The sequence below is a fragment of the Citrobacter sp. wls619 genome, assembly GCF_005281345.1.
Lineage (GTDB): Bacteria > Pseudomonadota > Gammaproteobacteria > Enterobacterales > Enterobacteriaceae > Citrobacter.
In genome coordinates this window covers 640-926 of record NZ_SZXJ01000102.1, presented here as the reverse complement: position 1 = coordinate 926, position 287 = coordinate 640, and positions in this window count along the sequence as shown.

The window sequence follows — 287 nt, the reverse complement described above, 5'->3', positions numbered from 1 at the left end:
ACATTATTACCATGTCATTTTTCGCTATTCTGCGTTGTATATCACAGCGCATGACATTCATACATTATTTTAAAAAATAGATTTAAAAATACTCCTGCGGACGTATTATTGTTGTCATAACTGAATCTGTATTATTTCCATCCAGTGAATGGTTGCTTCGGTGGCCATTCCGGATATTTCTGTTATTACTTGCAAATATAACTTGAAAAAATGTTATTGCCGGTAATAACAAAGGCGGCAGTATCCATCCTGGATTTCTTAATCATTGCGGGAGTTAATATTATGGC